Here is a 21,691-nt window from a genome sequence, read left to right as displayed (position 1 = left end):
GGTAAGGCTGCCTTCGACTACTTCGCGCTGGGGATGTAGGTCTCCAGAAGCTTGACCTTGCCCTCGGGCACGAGCGTGAGCGAAGGATTCTCCGCAGGGACGAGCACGCTTTGACCCTGATGCAGCTTGACTTCGTGACCCGAAGCATCACGTAGGCTGACCTTGCCCTCCATGCAGATGTAGATCACGAAGCTATCCAGCGACGACCAGTCACGAGAGAGCGGTGCATCCAGATCCAGCAGGTTCGTCTCGAAGTAGCGGCAAGAGACCAGTTCGACGGGCTGGTCGAGGGCTGGCGTATAAGCCGTGCGGTAATCCTGCTCGAGGTGGTAATCGATAGCGTCCTTGGCAAGCTCGGTGTGGAGCTCGCGCTTGTTGCCCTCTGCGTCCGTACGATCGTAGTCGTAGATGCGGTAGGTGATGTTGGAGGTCTGCTGGATCTCGGCGATGAAGCAGCCTGCCCCGATGGCATGCACTCGACCCGCAGGAAGGAAGAAGACATCGCCAGGACGAACTTCGTACTCGGCAAGCGCTTCGACGATCGTACCCTCTTCGATGCGGCGCACGTAGTCTTCGGGAGAAGATTGGACGGCGAACCCACTGTAGAGCTTAGCCCCAGGGGTCGCACTGATCACGTACCACATCTCGGTCTTCCCGAAGGAATTGTGTCGTGCCAAGCCCAGAGCATCATCGGGATGCACCTGGATCGAAAGGTAATCACGTGCGTCGATGAACTTGATCAAGAGCGGGAAGCGACGACCGAAGCGCTCAAGGACGCTCTTCCCTACGAGCCGATCGCCATAGATCTGGATCAGTTCGTCAAGGCTCTTGCCTGCGAGCTCCCCTTCGGCAACCACGGAGTAATTATCATCAACATGGGAGATCTCCCAGCTTTCACCGATCTTCTTCTCGTCGGGCTCGAGACCCTTGAACGGACGGATGGCTTGACCGCCCCAGATGACCTCCTTGAGAAGAGGTTCGAAGGTCAGCGGATAAAGGCTTTGTATGGACATGCTAACGCTTAGTTATATGGATAATTAAATTCTTCGCAAAGGTAGTTATTTCGCCTCAGGAGCGGATGCTCTAGACAGCGGGCAGGTTCATGCCCGTGATCCGACGGTAGAGATCAAGTGCATAGATGTCCGTCATCCCAGAGATGTAGTCTAGCGAAGACTGGATCCGGCCGTAGACGGTCGGATGATTCATCTCGTACTGGCTACTTACGCGGCTGAGAAGCGTACGGCTGTATAGATGATCGGGATGCATCTGCGCTTCGATGAGCTGATCCAGCAGAGCCGAGAAGATCCGATGCCCTGCGAGCTCTACATCGACGACTTCTCGAGCGGAATAGATCTTGGCATAGGCAGTGCGGCTACATGCTTGGTAGGCAGAAAGCAATCGGGGCGAGAGATGCTGGATAAGGCTTCCCTCAAACGTGCCAGCCAGGATCGCTTCTTCGGCATCGAGGAAGAGCGAAGCAGCCTCCTCGACCAGCAGGTTAATCGCCTTGGAGCGCAGGTAGCCCATCCGTTCGTTGGGATCACCGATAGTATTGGCTACGTGCTGGATCTCACGGAGCTCTTCATCGGCGAAGAAGGCTTGGATCAACCCTTGTGCTTCGTCGTAGCTGAGGATGTGGAGCTTGCACGCATCCTCGATATCCATGATCTGGTAGCAAATATCATCCGCCGCTTCTACTAGGTAGACGAGCGGGTGGCGTGCGTAGCGCAGTGGGTCATCCCCAAGTTGCTTTAGGCCAAGCTCTGTGGCGACTTCGCGTATCGTCTCCTCTTCTGTGGCGAAGAAGCCAAACTTACTCTTCCCTTGAGCCGACAGACTACTATAAGGATACTTGATGATGCTGGCGATGGTGCTATAGGTGAGAGCAAAGCCCCCAGAGCGCCGCCCCTTGAACTGATGGGTCAGCAGACGGAACGCATTGGCATTCCCCTCGAAGAAGAGGAAGTCCTCCCAGCGTCCGCCTTCTTCTCGGACGAGCGCCTCCCAGCGCTGACCATTGCCTTCCTTGAAGTAGGCGCTGATGGCACGCTCACCGCTGTGTCCGAAGGGAGGATTGCCCATGTCGTGAGCAAGGCAGGCTGCACTGACGATCGCACTGATACCCGAGCGAAAAGGGATCTCTTGTGCCTTGGGGTAGCGTCCCGCTAGGCTGTCGCCGACGATATTCCCGAGGGAGCGCCCGAGGCAACTTACCTCGAGGCTATGGGTCAGACGGTTGTGAACGAAGATATTCCCTGGTAGAGGGAAGACCTGCGTCTTATTCTGCAGGCGACGAAAAGGAGGGGAGAAGACCAGACGGTCATAGTCCCGCTCGAAGTCGCTTCGTGCGAGTCCCTGCGCCTTGTGACGCTCTGTGGCATCAGCTCCGAGCCGTCGGTCGGAGAGTAATTGTTCCCAGTGCATGTCTTTGTGGATTGGATGAGGCGATCCGTGAGCTTCTTGGTGGGCTTCCCTAGAGAAGGGGGTAGCCCTCCGCTAACCGAACCAGCGAGAGAAGAGCGGTAGGAGGAGCGAGGTGATTAGCCCCATGATCCCGATGGCTAGCCCGCTGAGTGCCCCTTCGATGGCTCCCATCTGGATGGCAGCTGCCGTGCCGATACCATGAGAAGAAGCTCCAAGGGCAAGCCCCTTAGCAACGGGGCTCTTGATCTTCATCAGCTTCATGATCGGAGGGCCGATGATGCTCCCTAGGATCCCCGCACAGACGACGATCACCGCTGTGAGCCCTGGTATCCCCCCGTTGTTGCCCGCTAGCTCCATAGCAATAGGTGTAGTCACAGACTTAGGGGCAAGGGAGGCGATGAGGTCTTGCTTTACTCCAAGGAGATGTCCGATCCCGACGATCGAGGCAATACCTATGATCGCTCCGACTGTGATCGCCAAGACGATGGAGATGGCATTCTTCTTCAGGTGCGCTACCTGCTGATAGAGGATGTAGCCGAGGGAGACGACGGATGGCCCGAGCATGAAGTGGATCATACGGCTTCCCTGCTGGAAGGTAGTGTAGGGGATATGTAGCGTCATCAACACTACAATCAGCTCGATGATGGTGAAGAGGACGGGGTGAAGCAAGGGGAAGCGTACCCGTCGATAGATCTTGATATTGATGAGGTAGAGGCCGATGACGAACATGATCGTGAAGACCTCGCTCTGGAAGAAATGAGTGATCATCCTTTACGCCTCCTTTCCATTTGTTCCTGCACATAGGCCACCGAAGCGATGACTAGGATGGAGCTGACTACGACAGCTACGAGGATGACCCACCAGTTGGCGAGCACGATATCCATCTGAGCCATGAGCCCCACTCCTGCAGGGATGAAGAAGAGTCCCATATTGTCGGTGAATGCCTTGGCAGGGGTGTCGACGTGCTCTTCTTTGATGAGCTTCATCTGGAGGGCGAGGAAAAGCAAGATCATCCCGATGACACTGCCTGGGACGAATTCCCCGAGCAGGTACGAGATGAACTCCCCGAGCCAGAAGAAGAAGAAAATGAAGAATATCTTAATGAGCGTTTGCATAAGCGTACGGTATGATTGGGTGCTGATGCTCTTCTATTAGCTAGATGAGATCTCTAAGGAGAAGATCTGAGCGCTCCCGCAGTCCCGAGTAGGCTTGTGCTCGAGCTTGCCAAGCAGCGGCATGTGCACCCGTGAGCTTGAGGGGAAGGACTTCGCTCCCGTGGTGGTCGATGGTCTCTAGTAGTAGGCCGAGGGTGAGTCGGTCTGGGGCGATGTTGGGGTGGTAATAGCCTCCTTCGACTTCGTCACGACCGTAGTTCACCTCGATGATGATCCCCATGCGGAGCAGTTGCCCAAGGGCTTCCTGCGTCTGTCTCAGAGGAAGGTCGCAGACGGCAGCCAAGGTCTCTGCACGATAGGGCTCAGCATCCTCCGACGCATAGCGAGCAGTGATGCGAGCTACCAGTGCGATGAAGATCGTGTCGGCATAGCGACGAGAGAGGGGGCGAGAGGTAGGCGGGGAGGTGAAGTGCCATACATGCTGCATCGAGTAGGAGATCTGCGCTCCTAGGAGGACGATGATCCAAGAAAGCTGGATCCAGAGCAGGGCAAGCGGCACGGCAGCGAAGCTCCCATAGATGGCATTGTATCGGGAGATCCAGAGCACCCCATTGATGTAGAGGGCTTGGAAGATCTGGAAGGCGATCCCTGCGATCACTCCTGCCACCAGCGCTGGGATGAAGTGTACCCGTACATTAGGTACGGCGAAGTACAGTCCTGCGAAGGCGAGGATGATCAGCACATAGGGTACGAGCTCGAGGATCTGTGTTGTGAGGGTCGAGACGACTCCCAGCTCACCGAGGTAGGTATGGCTTAGGGTCGAGAGGAAGATCGTCGTACCACTGGATACCGTCAGAAGAAGGGGGAAGAGGATGAATGCTCCCAGATAGTTGATGATCCGTCGGGACCAAGAGCGAGGATAGGGTGCTTGCCAGAGTCGGTTGAAGGCATCTTCGATTGTGGAGATCAGCATCAAGACCGTGTAGAAGAGCACCACGAGCCCCACTCCGATGAAGAGTCCACCCTGTACCTGTGCTAGGTAGTTCTCTACGTAGGTAAAGGTCTTCTCAAACTCTACCTCATGTCCTGGTAAGGCATTGGTCAGAGCCTGACGCACGGTCTCCTGCAGGCCAAAGCCCTTGGCAATACCGATGATGACAGCTAGTATAGGTACAAGGGAGAGTACCGTGCTATAGGTAAGCGAGCTAGCCAGCGTACCTATCCCCTCATCGATATAGGCCGTGACCGTCATATAGAGGACGCGCAGGGTAGCCACTAGGATGCGGTACGGAGCAGAGAGGGTATCTCTGCTGAGTCGCCACATATCGAGTGTCACGAAGCGCCACGCTCCGAGGGTACGAGCTTCTATACGTCGTAGGATGCTGGACATAGTCTCTAGGGGCTAAGGAAGATACGAGAAAGAGAACTAGAAGCAGTGGAGCTATAAGCCGAGTTCTGTGCTCCCTAAGGGTCGCCCTCTAGGGAGTGTCTGTCATTTATCTAGGATAGTAGTCGCCTACTACCTCGTGCGGTCTACCCTCCGACATGGGGCGAGCAACCCTCGTAGCGTCGGTTTACATGACCTTGCAACCCATAGGATGTACGGCAGCATATATTGCTATACACTCCGGTGAGCTCTTACCTCACCTTTTCACCATCACCACGGGGGCTGTCGCTCCTGTGGCTGTCATTCTCTGTTACATCTACCTACCCTCACGGATAGCTTCCCGTTAGGAAGTATGGTGCTCTATGTTGCCCGGACGTTCCTCACCTCGCTCCCTAGAGGGGAGGAGGCGCGACAGACCGCCCCACTGCTCTAGACTCTTCTCTTATTTATGGATCTCTACACGCTGGGTGGGAGCCTGCGAAGCATTGCGCTGCTCGATCTGCTCGGCCACGTTGCGTGCGAGTGTGCGGAAGTAGATCCCCATCAGACTCTCTCGGTCTGTGGCGATCGGTTCTCCGCCGTCACCACGCTCACAGATGCTCTGGATGAGCGGTATTTGCCCCAGAAGGGGTATGTCAAGTTCCTCGGCAAGTTCCTTGCCACCATCACGACCGAAGATATAGTACCTATTCTGGGGAAGTTCGGCAGGAGTGAACCAAGCCATGTTCTCCACAAGGCCAATGATGGGTACCTGGACATGCTCGTCGAGGAACATCCCCACGCCCTTGATGGCATCTGCTAGGGCTACCTGCTGAGGGGTCGTGACGATGAGTGCCCCCGTGAGTCCAAGGGTCTGCACCAAGGTCAGGTGAATATCACTCGTCCCTGGAGGCAGGTCGATGAGCAGGTAATCCAGCTCGCCCCAATTAGTCTCGGTGAGGAGCTGCTTGAGGGCATTGCTTGCCATGCTTCCTCGCCAGAGCACGGGGCTCTCCTTATTAACGAAGAAGCCTATGGAGAGCATGCGTACACCGAAGCGCTCTACGGGAGCGATGAGCTCACGCCCGTCGACATCCTCAAGGATGGGGCGTGCATCCTCACAGCCAAACATCTTCGGCTGCGAAGGGCCGAAGATGTCAGCATCTAGGAGCCCGACCTTATATCCCTCTTGTGCGAGAGCGACGGCTAGATTGGCAGAGATGGTGCTCTTGCCCACACCTCCCTTACCCGAGAAGATCGCTAGCGTATTCTTCACCTTCGGTAGGAGGGGAAGGGCTTCTTGGGGCATTACTTCTGGGACTTTAGCACGGATATTCCCTTCGATCTCTACCTCGGAGCTGACGTAGGTCAATATAGCCTTTTCGGCAGCCTTGATGACTGACTTGATGAAGGGTGAATTAGGCTTGTCGAAGATCAACGAGAAGCTGACCTTCATGCCTTCGATACGGATATCATCCTCGACCATCCCTGCGGTGACGAGGTCTTGACCCGTACCAGGGTAGCGCACCTTCCTTAGGGCATCAAGGATGAGGTTAGGATATAGTGTGATGGCCATAGTTTGCCTATTGGACTCGACGAGAGCGGCTGAAGCTACGGTAGCTGTCGGGCTCGATCTCGATATCTGGTTCTACATAGCCTCCCTCGGGCACCTCGGGGATGAAGTGCAGGTACTTGATCGTCAGACCACGACTCAGCCACTGGCGCTCGTAGTAGGTCTTGATGCCAAGGATCTTGTCATCAAAGGCACCGTCGTAGAGGTCGTCCTTGTCGACGAGGATGGTCTGCTTGTTCAGCTCGACGAAGGCCTTCGTATAGGTGTAGAGGAAGGGGCTATCTGTCTTGAGATGGATAGAGCCTCCGGGGCGTAGTACCTCGAGGTAGCGAAGGAGGAAGCGTGATGAGGTCAGACGCTTGGTCACCTTCTTCATCTGGGGATCGGGGAAGGTGATCCATATCTCATCCACCTCGCCTGGAGCGAAGAAGCTCGTCAGCGACTCGATCTCTCCACGTAGGAAGGCCACGTTGGTCATCCCTGCTTCGTGGGAGGCCTTAGCCCCCGTCCAGATGCGGGCACCCTTGACATCTACCCCGATGAAGTTCTTCTCGGGGTAGAGCTCTCCGAGACCTACCGTGTATTCGCCCTTACCGCACCCTAGCTCGAGGACGATGGGATGATCATTGTGGAAGAATTCCTCTCGCCAGCGTCCCTTCAGAGGGAAGGACTCTTGCTGGAGGCGAGCAAAGGGATACTGGAAGACATGGGGGAAGGTCTCCATCTCGGCGAACTTCGCCAGCTTATTCTTTCCCACCGGCTAGCTTAGTCGAAGAGGTTGATGCTCTCGCAATACTCCAGCTCACCCTGTACGATGAAGCGGATCTGGTCGGGGTCGAACTTACCCACGCCATCCTTCTTAGCATTGCGCACGACATAGTCGACGAGTTCGTCCTCATCGACCTCGATAGGCTCCTCATCCGAGAGATCATCGTCGTCACTGATGTAGCCACGGCTCTCATAGTAGTCATAGATGAGGTCTACAAAGTAGACGATATCATCGTCACTGAGGAGCTCTTTGAGTTCTTGGGGGATATAGTTGCGGATGAAGGCCACGGAGGCGGCATCATCATATCCTAGGAGATCTTCTTCTGCCATAATACTTATATAGGGCCTACCCATTGGGGTATAGCCGTGATTCTTGTCACAAAGTTAATAAAAAGCCTCTTTGGGGCGCTTCGAGAGGGTCTCATAGGCTGAGGAAAAGGGGGCATCCAAAATCCTTTATACAACGGGGCTTTGGAGCCCCCCTTTAAAAACCTACTGTAGGTCGTCTTGGCGACCCACGGTAGGTCGTCGAGACGACCCACAGTAGGTCGCAGAGGCGATCCACCATAGGTCGCAAAAGGAGCTTCCCAAGGAGCTTCATTTCTTCCCCCTCATCAGTCTCGATCCGTAGCGCTGCGCTTGCCCTCGAGAAAGACCATCAGATAGGGGTGAACTCAGCCCTCTAGCACTTGCTTTGCACAAAAAGCGTATCTTTGTGCTACCTATCATTCATTTATTTAACAAAGAAGTATCACGACTATGAGCTATAATCTCTTAGCAGGTAAGAAGGGGATCATCTTCGGTGCCCTCAACGAACAGTCTATCGCTTGGCGTGTCGCTGAGCGTGCCGTCGAAGAAGGCGCAGAGATCATCCTGACCAACACCGCCATGGCTGCCCGTATGGGTCAGCTCAATGAGCTCGGCGAAAAGCTAGGTGCTAAGGTCGTCCTCGCTGACGCTACCAAGGAAGAAGAACTCGAAGTACTCTTCCAGGAAGCCATTAAGACCTTCGGTAAGGTGGACTTCGTCCTCCACTCCATCGGGATGAGCCCCAACGTGCGCAAGGGCCGTAGCTACGATGACCTTGACTACAAGATGCTCCAGACGACGTTCGACGTGTCTGCAGTTTCCTTCCACAAGATGCTCCAGGTAGCTAAGAAGCTTGACGCTATCGCAGAGGGTGGCTCTGTCGTAGCTCTGACTTACATCGCTGCTCAGCGTACCTTCGTAGGCTACAGCGATATGGCAGATGCTAAGAGCCTACTCGAATCGATCGCTCGTAGCTTCGGCTATATCTACGGCCGTGACAAGGGTGTCCGTATCAACACCGTCTCTCAGTCTCCTACGGTCACCACGGCCGGTAGCGGTGTCAAGGGTATGACCGACCTCCTTGACTTCGCCGAAGACCTCGCTCCTCTGGGCAACGCTGACGCTAACGACTGCGCAGACTACTGCATCACCCTCTTCAGCGATCTTACCCGTAAGATCACGATGCAGAACCTCTTCAACGACGGGGGCTTCAGCTCCATGGGTATGAGCGCTGCAGCTGTAGAAGCCTTCGCAGCGGGTCGTGCTGCTCGCCAGGAGAAGTAATCCCCTACGAGTCCGATCCTCTCTACCCGTACTCGCTCTCATCCTCACTAAGCAAGCTTCATGATACTTCGTACGGAGAACCTCGTCAAGCGCTATCGTGCTCGCACGGTCGTCAACCACGTCTCGATCCAAGTCGGACAAGGGGAGATCGTCGGTCTGCTCGGCCCGAATGGGGCGGGGAAGACCACGACGTTCTACATGACAGTAGGGCTGGTCGTCCCCAATGAGGGACGTATCTTCCTCGATGAGGAGGACATCACAAAGTACCCTGTCTACAAGCGTGCGAAGGCGGGCATCGGCTACCTAGCTCAGGAGGCTTCTATCTACCGAAGACTCAGCGTCGAGGACAATATCCTCTCGGTGCTTGAGCTCACGGATAGGACGAAGCAAGAGCAGGAGGAGCGCCTCGAGGAACTCATCGCAGAGTTCCGCCTGGAGAAGGTGCGTCGCAATGCGGGGAACCGTCTCTCGGGAGGTGAGCGCCGTCGTGCCGAGATCGCCCGATGCCTAGCGATCGACCCGAAGTTCATCATGCTGGACGAACCCTTCGCAGGGGTAGACCCGATCGCCGTGCAGGATATTCAGAGTATCGTCGCCCAGTTGCGCCACAAGAATATCGGCATTCTGATCACGGACCACAATGTCTATGAGACGCTCAGCATCACCGATAGAGCTTACTTGCTCTTTGAAGGGAAGGTTCTCTTCGAGGGCACGGCTGAGGAGCTTGCTGAGAACGAGATCGTCCGAGAGAAGTATCTAGGGAAGGACTTCCAGCTTCGTCGTCGTACCTTCGATGTCGGTACGCCTACGGGAGGGAAGTAAGCTCCAAGGCGAGTACAACCCACGTTATACAGATAGCCCCCACATCCTCTCACTAGAGGGTGTGGGGGCTATCCTTTTATGCTGGTGGGGCTCTTCGGTTAGTGTGACCTTGTTGTTAGCCTTATGCCGATGGAGCTCTTCTGTTGGTGCGAGTTGGTTGCTAGTCTTATGCCTAGGATCTCTCTAGCGACGAAGGAGCTTCTTACGTAGCGAGGCTACTGCTCCAGCGGGCACTTCGTAGCGATAAACAATGCCTACGAAGAGGAGGAGCAGGAGGGTATTGGCTAGAAGGACGAGGAGGACACTCTGTCCAGAAAGGACTTCCCTTGTTGCTAGCTGGACGGCATAGATACCTGCTGTGAGGAGGCTATACAGCCCTAGTCGCTTGAGATCATAGCTCACGGGATAGTAGCGCTGCCCGAGGAAGTAGGAGATGAGCATCACCCCTCCGTTGGCGACGACCGAAGCCCAAGCACAAGCCATGAACCCATAGCGAGGAGCAAGCCCTACGATCAAAGCCACGGTGAAGACACAGCCGATGATGGAGAGGATCGCTCCCCAATGCGTGCGGTCGGTTACCTTGTACCAGAGCGAGAGATTGAAGTAAACTCCGAACATTAGTTGCCCTGCCATGATCCATGGCACTACCGAGAGCCCAGGGTAGTAGGCAGGGGCAATGAGGAGCTTGAGCACATCGAGATAGCTCATCACCCCTAGGAAGATGAAGAGGGTGAAGAGCACATAGTAGGTCATGGCCGACGAGTAGGCACGGCGAGCAGCTTCTTCGCCCTTCTTCTTCTCGGCGAAGATGAAGGGGTCATAGGCATAGCGGAAGGCTTGGGTGAAGAGCACCATCACCACGGCCAGCTTGTAGCAAGCGCCGTAGATCCCGAGCTGTGCGTGGGCATAGTGAGGATCATCGAAAAGGAGCGGGAAGAGGATCTTATCTGCTTGGTTGTTGAAGTTCCCCGCCAGCCCGAGCAGAAGCATCGGTAGCGCATAGACGAGCATAGCCCGTAGCAGCTTCCCATCGAAGCGTCCTGTCGCCTTGCGAAGTGTGGGCAGAAGGAGGATCATCTGCAGGGCATTGCTCACCAGATTGATCCCGAAGATATACTGCAGGGCATGCTCTCTGGGGTGGAGCTCCGCAAGTAGAGGTATTCGCTCTCCTAGATAGGGAAGGACATAGAAGGCAAAGAGGGTCAGAGCTATCGTTGTCAAGACAAAGCTCATGCGCACAGCCATGAAGCGCCAAGGACGCTGCTCGTAGCGCAGATAGCCCAGCGGTATCGCCATGAAGGCATCACTTGCGACGATCAGCAGGAGGTAGATGAGTAGGTCTTGATGCTGGGTGACCTGTAGTCCCGAGGCCAAAGGCTCAAGGAAAAGCCAACCCAATAGCACAAAGACAAGGGAGCTCATCCCTAGTGACCAGAGAGTCGTCGAATAGACATCCTCGGGGCGGTCATGCTTGTTGGCGAAGCGGAAGAAGGCCGTCTCCATTCCATAGGTCAAGAGGATCATCAGGATCGCAGTCCAAGCATAGAGGTTGGTCATCTGCCCGAACTCCTCGGGGATGAGGATACGTACATATACGAAGGTCAAGAGCCAGTTGAGGAATCGACCGAACATGCTACTCAGTCCGTAGACGGCTGTGTCCTTGACGAGGGAGGTAAGGGTGCTACTCATACGCAGTCCTAGTGGGGATCGGATTAGTAATTCTCTTCATCGAAGAAGCCCGCAGCGAGGCGAGCACGAGGTGATCGGCCGAGGTGACTGTATGCTAGATCCGTCGCCTCTCGTCCTCGAGGGGTACGCTTGATGAAACCCTCCTTGATGAGGTAAGGCTCATAGACTTCCTCCACGGTCCCAGGGTCTTCCCCAAGGGCGGTGGCGATGGTCGTCAAGCCTACAGGGCCTCCTGCGAACTTGTCTATGATCACTCCTAGGAGCTTATTGTCGATGTAGTCGAGCCCGTAGCGGTCGATGTTCAGCGCCTCTAGGGCATAGCAAGCGATCGCCTTGTCGATACTCCCATTGCCCTTGACCTGAGCGAAGTCTCGTACCCGTCTCAAGAGGGCATTGGCGATACGTGGCGTACCTCGGCTGCGTGAGGCTACTTCGACGGCGGCACTAGTCTCGCAGGGGGTATTGAGGATGTCTGCCGAGCGGTGGACGATCCCAGCGAGGGTCTCGATGTCGTAGTACTCAAGGTGTAGATTGATCCCGAAGCGAGCTCTCAAGGGAGCAGTGAGCAGTCCACTGCGTGTCGTCGCTCCCACGAGGGTGAAGGGATTGAGGTCGATCTGTATGGAGCGAGCACTAGGCCCCTTGTCCAGCATGATGTCGATGCGATAGTCCTCCATAGCCGAGTAGAGGTATTCCTCTACGATCGGGCTCAGACGATGGATCTCATCGATGAAGAGGACATCATTGGGCTCGAGGGAGGTGAGTAGACCTGCGAGGTCTCCAGGCTTGTCTAGTACGGGCCCCGAGGTGACCTTGATACCTACTCCGAGTTCGGAGGCGATGATATGAGAGAGCGTCGTCTTCCCCAGCCCTGGAGGACCATAGAGTAGGACGTGGTCGAGGGCATCGGAGCGCATCTTCGCCGCCTGCACAAAGACCTTGAGATTCTCTACCGCTTTGTCTTGACCTCGGAAGCTCTCGAAGGAGAGGGGGCGAAGTGCACGGTCAATGTCTTGCTCCTCGGGGGAGAAGTTGGATTGATCACGGATATCGAAGGAGTCGAGACTCGGCATAGCTTAGGGATGTGAAGGCGAAAGGGAATTGATGAACGAGAAGAGCGTGCGGTAAGCCTCACGGTAGGCCGTCGTGTCGCTAGAGAGGAAGAGGTCGTGCAGGCCGTGCGGTATCCGATGGGCTTCGACCCGCTTACCTAGTCTGTGGCCGTAGCGCTGGATGTCCTCTACATCTAGTACTAAGTCGGCCTGGGCGCACTGCTCACTCCAGACGCCATGCGAGTGAAGGCTCTTATCCGAACTCATAAGTAAGACTGGCATCTGAAGGTGTAGCCCCTTCTGCACCCGCTTGTGTCCCCGACGGATGGCACGAAGCCAACCAAGACGGACGGGGTGTCCTAAGGCTTTCTTCCAAGACATATCATATTCCCAGAGGCCGTGGTATTGCTTCAGTAGAGATTGGTCGTAGACATGAGGCTTCTTGAGCGGGGGAAGGATGATGGTGCGGGGGAAGAGCCCGGCGACACTTGTCACTAGGGGAAGGAGGATCTTCTCCTGAGCTTTGGTGAGGTTGAAGTCGAAGAAAGGACTATTGAGGATCAAGGCTCGTATGCTGTCGCTATTCTTGGTGTCCTCGAGATAGAGCGACGTGATCAGCCCTCCCGTAGAGTGGGCCATGAAATAGATCTCCTTAGCACCCTCCGAGCGCATTTGCTTCACTGCTGCCGCAAGCTCTTCATAGTACTCCTTGAGGTCCTTGACTTCGAAGGGGTCTTGATGGGGCAGGATGGAGCGCCCGTATTTGCGGAGGTCCAGCGCATAGAAGTCCATGCCATGGGCTACGATGCTATCACCGAGGGCTGCTTGGAAGAAGTAATCATTGTAGCCATGCACGTAGAGCAGAGCCCGCTCAGAGCGCGTAGTGCGGTCTCGGCGAACGAGCGTAGCTACCACTTCCCCCGAATAGTCTGCTTGCATCGGGAGGGTCAGCTGGCTGTAGCCTGAGAGGATATCGGCTCGCCATTGAGCGGCGAGAGGTGCTCCCTCGAGGGCACAGCCGAGGAGCAGGATGAGGAGGATATATCGGAGCTGGATCTTCATAGTCGTTTGCTTCTATATCGTGAAATACAAAGATAACCAAATCAAGGCACACCGCTTGGGCACTTGCGGGCTTATTTAGCTCTTGGATTCGGGCTTGGGGGAGAAGCTCTCGTTGCTTTGGTATGCTGTCTTTAGGGTTTTCAGTGTCGAGGCTCCAGAGGCGCTACTGGTACCTCTCTCGACTTTGCAGTAGTGCCTCCAAGAAGTTTACAGTAGTGCCACTAGTTGGCTTTTGAGCGAGAGGCTTGAGGGGAAACCTTAATGCCTGCACAATCGCCCTTCTGTGTCGAGGAAAAAGGGAGGCTTGGGGCTCGAAACTGATTTGCCTTAGAGGGTCGAGGGAACTACCTTAATAGTAAGTAAGAACTACCTTAATAGTAAGTAAATAGCGGGCAAGCCCGAGTAGATAAGGATATTAAGGAAAAATCGGCTATTTTTGTGGGCACATTGTACCCTACAACGAAGGAAATAAGATACAATCAATTAAGTAATACAACACGATGCAAAACAAAGGATTTGTGACCTTCGTCACAGCGAGTTTGGCTTTGATCTGTGCGTTTTACCTCTCTTTCTCCCTCATTACGAATCACTACGATAGTAAGGCGGAGAAGATGGGCGAGGCTGCAGGTAAGGCTTATCTCGACTCCATGGCCAACGAGAAGGTGTTCCTCGGATACACCCTCAAGGAGGCTCGTAAGCAGCAGATCGGCCTTGGTCTAGACCTCAAGGGGGGGATGAACGTCATCCTCAAGCTCAACGCCGGTGACCTCGTCAAGGGACTTGCTGGTGATACCCAAGACCCTAACTTCCAGAAGGCCATTCAGGCTGCTTCGAAGAGTTCCTCTCAGGGAAACTACATTGACCAGTTTGTCGCCGAGTACAAGAAGCTCTCGCCAGGCATTAACCTTGCTCTGGTCTTCGGTTCGGGCGACCTGCGCGACCAGATCAATCCTTCCACCTCGGAAGCAAAGGTGATCGAACTCCTCAAGGAGAAGTACAACAGCGCCGTCGAAGCTTCGTTCAATGTCCTGAGTACACGTATCGACCGCTTCGGGGTCGTAGCTCCTAACCTCCAGCGCCTCGAGGGGCAAGGACGTATCCTCGTCGAGCTCCCTGGTGTGAAGGATCCCGAGCGTGTGCGTGAGCTTTTGCAGCGTAGCGCCAACCTCCAGTTCTGGCGTACCTATACCTTCGACGAAGTAGCAGGCGACCTGATGAGCCTGAGCGATCGTATCCTCGCTCTCGGTGCCCCCGAAGCTCGTCCTATCCCTGTCGCTACCGACTCAGTAGCCGCTCAGACGGATAGCGCTGCTAAGGACTCCGTCGTCGCTCCCGCTGTCGCAGCTCCTGCACAGAACCAGCTGGCTACTATCGACACCCTCGCTAAGTACCTCCAGCTCGGAGGCCGTGGTGGTGCTACCGTAGGGCTAGCTCAGGACCGTGACCGCAACAAGATCGACTCCCTCCTTGCTCTAGCTGTCGAGTACCACCTCCTGCCCGAGGACCTTACCCTCCTCTGGGGTGCTAAGCCCATCCAGGATCCTCAGACACGTAAGCTCACGAGCATCTACGAGCTCTATGCTATCCGTACTAACCGCTCCATGAAGCCTGACCTCTCGGGTGATGTAGTCACCTCCGCTAAGGCCGATGTCGATCACAATCGTATCGGTAGCGCAGAGCCTCAGGTCTCCATGTCGATGAATCAGGAAGGCGCTCAGATCTGGGCACGTCTTACCAAGGAGAGCATCGGCCGCTCTATCGCCATCGTCCTCGACGGTGTCGTCTACTCCGCTCCTAATGTAAACAACGAGATCACGGGCGGTAATTCGTCCATCACGGGGAACTTCACCATCGAAGAAGCGAACGACCTTGCCAACGTCCTCAACTCCGGTAAGATGGAGACGAGCGTCGTCATCGAACAGGAGAACGTCGTCGGGCCTACCCTCGGGAAGGCATCTATTCAGGCTGGGATCATCTCCTTCGCCATCGCCTTGGTCCTCCTGATGATCTACATGTGCCTGGCATACGGCTTCATCCCAGGGATGATCGCTAACCTCGCCCTCATCGTCAATAGCTTCTTCACGCTCGGTATTCTAGCTTCGTTCAATGCCGTACTTACCCTGTCGGGTATTGCGGGGCTTGTCCTGACGCTGGGTATGGCTGTCGACGCTAACGTCCTGATCAACGAACGTATCAAGGAAGAGCTTCGCCAAGGCAAGGGCATGACCCGTGCTATCGCTGACGGGTATGGCAATGCCTTCAGCGCTATCTTCGACTCGAACCTGACGACGATCATCACCGGTATCGTGCTCTTCTACTTCGGTGCAGGGCCTATCCGTGGGTTCGCTACGACGCTGATCATTGGTCTTATTGCCTCGTTCATCACGGCTGTCTTCCTCACTCGTATGGTCTTCGAAGCTCTGGACAAGCGCCACAAGCTCGACAAGGTGACCTACACGACGGCTATGACGAAGAACCTCCTCGTCAATCCTACGTACAACTTCCTCGGAGCAAGCGTGAAGGGTTACCTTCTGCCCGTTGCCCTCGTCGTAGCTGGCCTCGTAGGCTTCTTCACGGTAGGCCTTAATAATGGTATTGAGTTCTCGGGCGGTCGCAACTACATCATCAAGTTCGACCAGCAGGTAGACAACCAGAAGATCCGTGAGAAGCTCGCTCCTGTCCTCGACAATAAACTCGTCCTTACCGCCATCGGTACGGAAGGGGATCAGATCCGCGTCTCCACGAACTACCTCATCGACGACTCCAGCGAAAGCGTCGAAGAGCAGCTCAAGGATAAGCTCTACCAGGGTCTGAATAGCTTCTACAAGACGCAGCCTTCTAAGGCGGACTTCGACAGCTATATCGTCAGCTCGCAGAAGGTAAGCGCCAGCATGTCCAACGACATCAAGACGCAGGCTCTGATCGCCGTCGGTCTCTCGCTGCTCTTCATGGCGATCTACATCTTGATCCGCTTCCGCAACGTCGCCTTCTCCATCGGTGCCTTTGCTTCGGTGACGGTGACGACGCTGATGATCATTGCGATCTATGTCCTCCTCTGGAAGGTCATGCCCTTCACGATGGAAGTAGACCAGAACTTCATCGCAGCGCTTCTGGCGATCATCGGTTACGCCATCAATGACGTGGTGATCGTCTTCGACCGTATCCGCGAAGAGATTGGCAAGCATCCTCAGGCCGACCGTTTCCAGGTGATCAACGGCGCTCTGAACTCTACGCTCTCGCGTACGCTGAATACGTCCTTCACGACCTTCCTTGTGATGATCATCGTCTTCGCCTTCGGTGGGGCCACGATGCGCAGCTTCACCTTTGCGATCCTCTTGGGGGTTGTCTTCGGTACGTACTGTACGCTCTTCGTCGCTACGCCGATCGCTTACCAGATCGCCAAGCGTCGCCGTGAGCGTGCCGCCACGAAGTAAGCGCCACGCTTTCCCTTAAAGAAGGGCCCCGACTGATCCTTTCAGTCGGGGCCCTTCTTCCTTTCTCTAGGGGGAAAGTTCCCTCTCTCAAGCAAGGCAAGCTTTACTTCTTCCGAAGGCACGAAATTTCCTTCCGCACAGAAGAAAATTTCCTTCCGCAAGAAAATTTATTTCCTTGCGGAAGAAAAAATATTTTCTTGCGGAAGGAAATAAAGGCGCTTTCCGCACGGAAATTTTTCGCCTTCCGCAGGGCGTAAAATTTCCTTCCGCAAAGAAATAAATTTCCGCATATGCGAAAATATTTTTCCGTATATGCGGAAATAAATTTTCTTATATACGGAAATTTGACCCCTTCCAAACCCGCTGGGAATGCGGGGCGTAGGAAGGGGGTAGTTTGCCCCCTTCTCAAGGGCCTTCGACAGGGGGAGAAGGACGCTTTCGTGGACGGGGAAATCTGCCTACCTTCACGAAGCATTCTCCCAGATCGCTCGCCGAGGGAGAAGCCTCTTGCCTACCGAAAGGGGAGGGAAGAGCACCTAATGACTATCGATATGGAAGAGAAAAAGACCGCACTCATCACGGGCGCTTCGAGCGGCCTCGGAGAAGAATTTGCTCGCCTGCATGCCGCTGGCGGTGGCGACCTCATCTTGGTGGCTCGCCGAGAGGAACGGCTTTTGGCGCTGAAGGGAGAGCTGGAGCTTCGGCATGGTGTGCGGGTGTACGTCTTGGCCAAAGACCTTGCCCAGCCTTCGGCACCCAAGGAAGTCTTCGACGAAGTGCAGCGCCTTGGCCTCAACGTGGACTACCTCATCAACAATGCTGGGCTCGGAGGGCAGGGCACGCTCGCCGAACGATCCCTCGAAGCGGACAGCCAACTTCTTGCCGTCGACCTCCTTGCCTTGACCACGCTCACGAAGCTCTTCCTCCCCACCTTCGTCCAGAGGGGAAGCGGACGCATCCTCCTCATCTCATCCATCGCTTCGCTCGTGCCTGGCCCTTATCAAGCGACTTACTTCGCAGCGAAGGCCTATGTCACCTCGCTCGGCCTTGCCCTCGGCGAGGAACTGCGGGGAACGGGCGTGACGGCGACCGTTCTGCTGCCCGGGGGCATGAAGACGGGCTTCGAGGCAGCGGCGAAGCTCGAAGGAACGGCTCTAGCACGTCAGCTTACCCACAGCGCCCGACGGGTGGCGGGGCGGGGATACCAAGCCATGCTCCGAGGGCGAAGGAGCTTGATCGCTGGAGTGCCTCGGCTGGAGCGACTTTTGCTCTGTCTTGCGCCCTTGGCTCCGAAGGCCTTTGTCCTTCGCTACGTCGCCCGCCTCAATCGAAGGTAAGTCGCCTCGGCCTTGCTTAAACATAAAGAAGCCCCAGAGAACGAGCGTTCTCTGGGGCTTGTCGTTTGTGGTGAGGTAAAGGCTCGTTCTATCCCTTGAGGAGGAGCATCGCCCCGATGAGGAGGGCGAGGAAGAAGACATTGCGGGCCGTCTTGCCGAGGGTCTTATTCAGCTCCGCCCCTTCGGCGAACTGGAGGTGGCGGTGCGTAGCCGAGAAAAGGATGATGTAGGGAAGCATCAGGAGCATCCCCCAGAAGCTGTAGATCGGGTAAAGCAATCCCAGCGAAAGCAGCCCGCAGGTGAGGTAGAAGCGAGGAGCAAAGTCCCGACCCATCCGTACGATGAGCGTGCGCTTGCCTGCCTTGCGATCTTCCTCGGCGTCTCGGTAATTGTTGACGACGAGGATATTCACGCTGGAGAGCCCGATGGCGGTGGCTAGTTGCCAGAGCGTGGGGTCAGCGATCGTCCCCCTGAGGATGAAGAAGCTCGTCACGACCGGTACCCATCCGAAGAAGACCAGCACGGCTACATCTCCGAGCCCGTGGTAGGAGAGCGGATAGGGCCCGCCCGAATAGGCGAAGATACCCAGCCCAACGGCTAGACCCACGAGGAGTAGCCACCATGAGGAGAGGGCGATGAGCGTGAGCCCGCTTGCGAGGAAGAGGGCGAGGGAGAGGTAGAGCGCTCGGCGCACTTCGCCTTCGGTGAGGAGCCCCTTGGAGAGGGGGCGGAGCGGGCCTGTACGTTCGTCGGTGTCCGCCCCTTTCTTGAAGTCGATGAGGTCGTTGGCGATGTTGCTCCCGATCTGTGCACTGATGGCTACGACAAGCAGGAGTGCCGTCTTCAGCGGATCAATGCTCCCCAGCGATAGGGCGTAGAAGAGCGCTACGAGGACCGAACTTACCCCTGAGAGCAGAGTGCGGGGACGCGTCAGGCCAAGCCATAGCTGTGCCCGCGAGGGGGAGGAAGAGCGTGCCATCAGTTAGCCGTCTTGCCGCTAGTGCGGGAGAAGAGGTGGTCGCTCAGAGCAAGGAGCGTGCGACGCTTGTCGGAGGCCTCGACGAGGACAGTGAGGTTGTAGTCACTGCCCCCGTAGGAGATCATGTGCACGGGGATCTCGCTCAGAGCATTGAGGATCTGCGCTTCGAAGCCTACGTTGTCCCACTCCATGTCCCCTACGACGCAGACGATCGTCATATCGTGCTCGACGTCGATGGAGCCTAGGGAGAGGAGGCTCGCCCTAAGATCTTCGGGGAGGGTGCTTCGCTCGATGGTCAGCGAGATGGAGGCTTCGGTCGAAGCTACCATATCTATAGGGATGCAGTAGTGCTCGAAGAGGGAGAAGACCTTGCCCATGAAGCTCCAGTGCGAGAGCTGGTGATTGCTTCGGATGCGGATCATCGTGATGTTGTCCTTGGCAGCCACGGCCTTGATCATGTCCTTGTCCGTATCGAGGGAGATCAAGGTGCCTGGAGCTTCGGGAGCCATCGTGTTCAGTAGGCGCACGGGGATGTGTCTACGCTTGGCTGGCTGGATGCAGGTGGGGTGAAGGATCTTCGCCCCGAAGTACGCTAGCTCCGAAGCTTCTTCGAAGTGGAGACGGCGCACGGGCGATGTGGCATCGACGAAGCGTGGGTCATTGTTGTGCATGCCGTCGATGTCCGTCCAGATCTGGATCTCATTGACCTCGAGGGCAGCACCGATGAGGGTAGCGGTATAGTCGCTACCGCCTCGCTGGAGGTTGTCGATGTCGCCGAAGGCATTACGACAGATATAGCCCTCGGTGATGAAGAGCCGTGTGCCCTCGGGAGCTCGGTCGATGAGCTCCTTCAGATGGGCTTGGATATAGGCTTCGTCGGGCTCTGCCTGCTTGTCCGTGCGCATGTATTCGAGGGCGGGGAGGCCTACGGCTTCGATCCCTCGGTCGGCCAGATGACGGAGCATCATCGCCGTGCTCAGGAGTTCGCCTCGGGCTAGGATCTTCTTCTCATCGAAGAGGGTGAAGCTCTCAGCGTAGCAGATCTGCTCTAGGAAGAAGAAGGTCTCATTGACCAGCGTCCAAGCCTTGTCGTAGCTGTGCTTGTCGGGGAAGAGAAGTAGGGTCTCCTGCTCGTACTTCTTCTTGAGCTTGGTGAGGATAGTGAGGGCCTCATGGCGGTGGTGAGCCATGAGCTGGTGCCCGATCTCTACGAGGGCATTGGTCGTCCCTGCCATAGCAGAGAGGACGACGATCTTGACCTCGTCCGTGGCGGTGATGAGGTCAGCGACGTGGCGGATGCGTTCGGCGGAGGCTACGGAGGTGCCTCCAAACTTCATTACTTTCAATGGAGTAGGGGAGCTAGGTGAAGACTAGAGGATCGGGTGGGCTTAGAGCTCGGTCATCTCGACGCACCGTGCAGGGTAGCGCTCGAGGACGAGCCTATTGTGGGTAGCCATGATGACGGCTGTCCCTCGCTCCTTCGTCAGGCGGTGTAGGAGTTCGGCTATGGCGAGCCCGTTCTCGGCATCAAGGTTGCCCGTGGGCTCGTCGGCTAGGATGAGCTCGGGCTGACCGATGAGTGCTCGTGCGATGGCTACACGCTGCTGCTCACCGCCCGAGAGTTCGTGGGGATATTTGTAGCTCTTGGTCTCGAGCCCGACATCACGTAGTGCCTCTTCGATACGGCTGGATCGCTCGGAGCTACGGCTGACACCGAAGGCACGGAGCACGATATCTAGGTTGTCTTGGACAGTGAGGTCGGGTAGGAGCTGGAAGTTCTGGAAGACGATCCCCAGCCTGCGACGGAGCTTCGGGAGGTCTTTGCTTTTGATATGGGTCAGATCGAAGCCCAGCACGTGCGCCGAGCCTTGTGTCAGGGGAACTTCTGCGGAGATGGTCTTCAGGAGGGTACTCTTCCCTGAGCCAACGGGCCCCGTGAGGTAAACAAACTCACCAGCGGCGACCCTGAAGTTTACTTCCTCGAAGAGGATGTGCTCGTGGCGAGCTATCTGCACCTCCTTGAAGTCCAAGAGCCACTTATCTTCAGCCATAGATCTTTATATATAGGTTCATTTGTCTACAAAGATACGCAAAGAGCGCCATGCTGAGGCTATTATCAGTGCTGAATCATCATCCTCGGCAGGGTACACCCAAAGTCGAGCTTCGATAGGCTTGCACCCAAGGGGAAGAGGAGCAAGGTCGATAGGGGGTAACGTTTCTCCTTATCGCTACGGCGGTTGTCACTTAGACGGAGGCTAGTGATGAGGCTAGGTAGTCCCCTAAAGTTCCGCAAAGGAGCTCCCTCAGCTCCCCTTACTCCATGCGTCTACTAGGCAGAGCTGTCTATCCTTTCTCGCTCTACATAAAGGAGGGTAGGGAGGATGGGGCAAGAGTGTGCATGAGACAGATTTACTGCCCTTTCTCTTCACTAGGTGCTAAACGTATTACCTTTGAGTCATCTAACCCCTATAGTACTA

The 21,691-nt window shown here is 55.9% G+C and carries 18 protein-coding genes and 1 other RNA gene; 4 read left to right on the top strand and 15 right to left on the bottom strand.

Features of this window, described 5'->3' with window-relative positions; all coding sequences use genetic code 11:
• Window positions 1-17 precede the first annotated feature (17 nt).
• The 9 genes from Q0336_RS07970 to Q0336_RS07930 form a co-directional block, all read right to left on the bottom strand.
• Window positions 18-1,013 (bottom strand): type I phosphomannose isomerase catalytic subunit, encoded by a 996-nt coding sequence (locus Q0336_RS07970; protein ID WP_298527519.1) that lies wholly within the window; start codon window positions 1,011-1,013, stop codon window positions 18-20.
• A gap of 70 nt (window positions 1,014-1,083) precedes the next feature.
• Window positions 1,084-2,424, bottom strand: coding sequence for a dGTP triphosphohydrolase (dgt, locus tag Q0336_RS07965; protein WP_298527517.1), 1,341 nt, complete (start codon window positions 2,422-2,424; stop codon window positions 1,084-1,086).
• Window positions 2,425-2,496: 72 nt separating this feature from the next.
• On the bottom strand, window positions 2,497-3,192 hold the full coding sequence (locus Q0336_RS07960) for an LrgB family protein (RefSeq protein ID WP_298527513.1): 696 nt from the start codon (window positions 3,190-3,192) through the stop codon (window positions 2,497-2,499).
• Window positions 3,189-3,539: a CidA/LrgA family protein gene (locus tag Q0336_RS07955; RefSeq protein ID WP_298527510.1), complete on the bottom strand. Its 351-nt coding sequence runs from the start codon at window positions 3,537-3,539 to the stop codon at window positions 3,189-3,191. Before Q0336_RS07955 ends, Q0336_RS07960 begins: the two co-directional genes overlap by 4 nt.
• A gap of 40 nt (window positions 3,540-3,579) precedes the next feature.
• Window positions 3,580-4,929 carry a YihY/virulence factor BrkB family protein gene (locus Q0336_RS07950; RefSeq protein ID WP_298527508.1) on the bottom strand — a complete coding sequence of 450 codons (1,350 nt, stop codon included), beginning with the start codon at window positions 4,927-4,929 and terminating at the stop codon, window positions 3,580-3,582.
• 38 nt (window positions 4,930-4,967) lie between these two features.
• An RNA gene (gene rnpB, locus Q0336_RS07945) (RNase P RNA component class A) lies at window positions 4,968-5,354 on the bottom strand.
• A gap of 14 nt (window positions 5,355-5,368) precedes the next feature.
• Window positions 5,369-6,481, bottom strand: coding sequence for an Mrp/NBP35 family ATP-binding protein (locus tag Q0336_RS07940; RefSeq protein ID WP_298527505.1), 1,113 nt, complete (start codon window positions 6,479-6,481; stop codon window positions 5,369-5,371).
• A 7-nt stretch (window positions 6,482-6,488) separates the two neighbouring features.
• On the bottom strand, window positions 6,489-7,235 hold the full coding sequence (gene trmB / locus Q0336_RS07935; protein ID WP_298527502.1) for a tRNA (guanosine(46)-N7)-methyltransferase TrmB: 747 nt from the start codon (window positions 7,233-7,235) through the stop codon (window positions 6,489-6,491).
• A gap of 8 nt (window positions 7,236-7,243) precedes the next feature.
• Window positions 7,244-7,576 (bottom strand): hypothetical protein, encoded by a 333-nt coding sequence (locus Q0336_RS07930; RefSeq protein WP_021666709.1) that lies wholly within the window; start codon window positions 7,574-7,576, stop codon window positions 7,244-7,246.
• A 429-nt stretch (window positions 7,577-8,005) separates the two neighbouring features.
• On the opposite strand from Q0336_RS07930, the gene Q0336_RS07925 reads away from it, so the two are divergent.
• On the top strand, window positions 8,006-8,839 hold the full coding sequence (locus tag Q0336_RS07925) for an SDR family oxidoreductase (protein ID WP_021666708.1): 834 nt from the start codon (window positions 8,006-8,008) through the stop codon (window positions 8,837-8,839).
• A gap of 60 nt (window positions 8,840-8,899) precedes the next feature.
• A complete protein-coding gene (lptB, locus tag Q0336_RS07920) occupies window positions 8,900-9,661 on the top strand; it encodes an LPS export ABC transporter ATP-binding protein (RefSeq protein ID WP_296955453.1) in 762 nt (253 codons plus the stop codon).
• Between the two features lie 183 nt (window positions 9,662-9,844).
• Here the strand turns inward: lptB and Q0336_RS07915 are convergent, their stop codons facing one another.
• The 3 genes from Q0336_RS07915 to Q0336_RS07905 are packed head-to-tail and all read right to left on the bottom strand — an operon-like array spanning window position 9,845 to window position 13,464.
• Complete coding sequence (locus Q0336_RS07915) at window positions 9,845-11,350, bottom strand: oligosaccharide flippase family protein (RefSeq protein WP_298527499.1); 1,506 nt, start codon at window positions 11,348-11,350, stop codon at window positions 9,845-9,847.
• 23 nt (window positions 11,351-11,373) lie between these two features.
• Window positions 11,374-12,423, bottom strand: a complete 1,050-nt coding sequence (gene ruvB / locus Q0336_RS07910) for a Holliday junction branch migration DNA helicase RuvB (RefSeq protein ID WP_021666704.1) — start codon at window positions 12,421-12,423, stop codon at window positions 11,374-11,376.
• A gap of 3 nt (window positions 12,424-12,426) precedes the next feature.
• Window positions 12,427-13,464: an alpha/beta hydrolase gene (locus tag Q0336_RS07905; RefSeq protein ID WP_298527496.1), complete on the bottom strand. Its 1,038-nt coding sequence runs from the start codon at window positions 13,462-13,464 to the stop codon at window positions 12,427-12,429.
• A gap of 500 nt (window positions 13,465-13,964) precedes the next feature.
• On the opposite strand from Q0336_RS07905, the gene secDF reads away from it, so the two are divergent.
• Complete coding sequence (gene secDF, locus Q0336_RS07900; RefSeq protein WP_298527494.1) at window positions 13,965-16,898, top strand: protein translocase subunit SecDF; 2,934 nt, start codon at window positions 13,965-13,967, stop codon at window positions 16,896-16,898.
• Between the two features lie 551 nt (window positions 16,899-17,449).
• Window positions 17,450-18,235 (top strand): SDR family NAD(P)-dependent oxidoreductase, encoded by a 786-nt coding sequence (locus tag Q0336_RS07895; protein WP_298527491.1) that lies wholly within the window; start codon window positions 17,450-17,452, stop codon window positions 18,233-18,235.
• 88 nt (window positions 18,236-18,323) lie between these two features.
• Here the strand turns inward: Q0336_RS07895 and menA are convergent, their stop codons facing one another.
• From menA to Q0336_RS07880, 3 genes are read right to left on the bottom strand one after another with little or no spacing between them, the layout of a single operon-like run.
• Window positions 18,324-19,214: a 1,4-dihydroxy-2-naphthoate octaprenyltransferase gene (gene menA, locus Q0336_RS07890; protein WP_298527488.1), complete on the bottom strand. Its 891-nt coding sequence runs from the start codon at window positions 19,212-19,214 to the stop codon at window positions 18,324-18,326.
• Window positions 19,214-20,560, bottom strand: coding sequence for an aspartate kinase (locus Q0336_RS07885; protein ID WP_044125142.1), 1,347 nt, complete (start codon window positions 20,558-20,560; stop codon window positions 19,214-19,216). The genes menA and Q0336_RS07885 overlap by 1 nt, the downstream gene beginning before the upstream one ends.
• A 42-nt stretch (window positions 20,561-20,602) precedes the next feature.
• A complete protein-coding gene (locus Q0336_RS07880) occupies window positions 20,603-21,265 on the bottom strand; it encodes an ABC transporter ATP-binding protein (protein ID WP_298527486.1) in 663 nt (220 codons plus the stop codon).
• Window positions 21,266-21,691 lie beyond the last annotated feature (426 nt).

Origin of the sequence: uncultured Porphyromonas sp. (assembly GCF_938039215.1) — a bacterium.
Taxonomy (GTDB): domain Bacteria; phylum Bacteroidota; class Bacteroidia; order Bacteroidales; family Porphyromonadaceae; genus Porphyromonas.
The sequence above is the reverse complement of the archived record's forward strand: the minus strand, read 5'-3'. Positions and strand labels throughout refer to the sequence as shown.